Annotated in this window: 2 protein-coding genes and 1 pseudogene; 2 read left to right on the forward strand and 1 reads right to left on the reverse strand. The window is 36.3% G+C overall.

Annotated elements, in window-relative coordinates; translation table 11 throughout:
• Positions 1 to 215, reverse strand: a pseudogene (locus ACH0AB_RS11750) (cyanase); the annotation flags it as partial.
• 483 nt (positions 216 to 698) lie between these two features.
• Between ACH0AB_RS11750 and ACH0AB_RS11755 the strand changes: the two are divergent.
• Together ACH0AB_RS11755 and ACH0AB_RS11760 are read left to right on the forward strand one after the other, a co-directional pair.
• Positions 699 to 1,559, forward strand: a complete 861-nt coding sequence (locus tag ACH0AB_RS11755) for a formate/nitrite transporter family protein (protein WP_007116984.1) — start codon at positions 699 to 701, stop codon at positions 1,557 to 1,559.
• A gap of 195 nt (positions 1,560 to 1,754) precedes the next feature.
• A partial coding sequence (locus tag ACH0AB_RS11760) for an FAD-dependent oxidoreductase (protein ID WP_406878255.1) occupies positions 1,755 to 2,305 on the forward strand: 551 nt, incomplete at its 3' end.

Here is a 2,305-nt window from a genome sequence, read left to right on the forward strand (position 1 = left end):
ACAACCTTTAACCACTTTATCTCATTTTCATTTAAATTAAATAAGCCACCTACTTTATTTGCTTGTTCATCATTTAAGGTCATTTGACCTAAGCAAGCGGCAGTAACCCATTCTTTGCTAAGTCCCACTTCTTTAGCAACTTTTTCCCAGGTCAGACCTTTAGAAACTTTGGTTGCAATAATTTTTTCTGTTACTTCTAGGCGATTTTTAATCATTATAGTCTCCTGCTAAATTAGGTAAAGCAATTTACGTCATTTAACTGTATAAGCGATTTATGAAGAAAAAGTCTTCAAATTTAGTTAAGCAAAAGCCATGCCAAATGACTTTACGTTCTAAATACCGTAATTCTAAACTACAGAAAAGTTATGGGGAAATTATTGAAAATTTGCTGAAACATCATTGATAAGTTGCACCAAAAAGATATGGATGCACAAAATTGGATTGATTATATTTTAAAAAATTAAGTAATAATTCTAAATATTAATCTTTAAATTAATCATTTCATATAAATTTTATGAAAATATTAAAAAAATATATTTACTTGTAATTCAATATTTTAATTTATTATTTAATAAATATTCTAGCTATACATTTTAATTTGGCACACCAGTTGCATCCACTGTTTTGTAATTATTAATTAATGATTGCAAAGTGAGTTTAGTGAATTCTATTTTTCTCAGTTATGTTGGAGTTTTGGTATGTCTTATCTATCCCCAAAAGAGTTTGTCACTAAAATGGTTGATTCGGGTGAATCAAAACTAACCATGTCTTTACGCGATACATTGATTCGATCTTACATGGCTGGTGCTATTTTAGCATTGGCAGCAGTATTTGCCGTCACAGTAGCCACACAAACAGGGGTACCTTTATTAGGAGCGTTATTATTCCCGGTCGGTTTCTGCATGTTGTATTTAATGGGTTTCGATCTCTTAACGGGCGTATTTATGTTAACTCCTCTAGCCCTACTTGATAAACGTTCAGGCGTCACGGTCAATAAAATCCTTCGAAATTGGGGATGGGTATTCTTGGGCAACTTTGCAGGGGCACTCACAGTCGCAGTTATTATGGCTTTTGTTTTTACCTATGGCTTCAATACACCTGCTGGACCTGTAGGTGACAAGATTGCTCATATTGGTGAAGCCCGTACTCTTGGCTATGCTAAATATGGTGTCTCAGGTTGGCTTACTATTTTTTTACGCGGGGTTTTATGTAATTGGATGGTCTCAATGGGAGTTGTTGGTGCCATGGTATCAAGTAGCGTTTCAGGCAAAGTTATCGCGATGTGGATGCCTATCATGTTGTTCTTCTTTATGGGGTTTGAGCATTCAGTGGTAAATATGTTTTTATTCCCATTTGGTTTAATTATGGGTGGCAACTTCTCTGTCATGGACTACTTAGTTTGGAATGAAATCCCAACAGCACTTGGTAACTTGGTTGGTGGTATTACCTTTACTGGCTTAACCCTTTATGCAACTCACTATAAAACAGGTGCAAAACGTAGTTTAGTTGCCATGGATAATACTACAGTGAATAAAAGCTTAACCAAACGCATTGCATAGTTTTTATCACCATTTTTAAGAATGTAATTACCCCTAATAAATCCCTTAGAAGCATTTCGCAAGATTACTTTTAAGGGACTGCTAAATCGAAAGCAACTAACTTCTAATTCACTATTTCCAAAAATTTAATCTATAGCCATTTAATATCATGATGGCTTTATGAAGAATAAATCAGCGTTAAATCAAGGACAAAGCATGAAAAATCTCATTGTCATCGGTAACGGTATGGTCGGTCATCACTTTATCGAAAAAGCGATTGAAAAAAACTTGCACCAAATTTATCAGATTCATGTATTTAGTGCAGAAAAACGCCCAGCATATGACCGTGTCTATTTATCCAGTTATTTTGAACATAGAGATGCCAGTCAATTAAACTTGGTGGATTTGGCGCACTATAAGCAAGCTGGGATTACCTTACATTTAGGCGAAGCGGTTAACCACATTGATGCGCAAAGTAAAATCGTCACAACAATCAAGGGTAATGCGCTTGAGTTTGACAAATTGGTACTCGCCACTGGTTCTTATCCTTTTGTCCCGCCTGTCAAAGGCAACCAACATGCGCACTGTCATGTCTATCGAACTATTGAAGACTTAGATGCGATTTTAGCAACTGCGGACAATCCACGTGTTCAACGTGGTGTAGTGGTTGGCGGTGGTTTATTGGGATTAGAAGCCGCAAAAGCCTTGGTCACTTTGGGGTTAACCACGTATGTGGTCGAGTTTGCTCCACAATTGATGGGCGTTCA

This window comes from Moraxella sp. 179-F 1C4 NHS (assembly GCF_045370505.1).
GTDB lineage: Bacteria > Pseudomonadota > Gammaproteobacteria > Pseudomonadales > Moraxellaceae > Faucicola > Faucicola tetraodonis.

Excerpts from the sequence above, each read along its gene's own strand:
- ACH0AB_RS11755 (WP_007116984.1), top strand. The coding sequence starts at position 699 with ATGTCTTATCTATCCCCAAAAGAGTTTGTCACTAAAATGGTTGATTCG.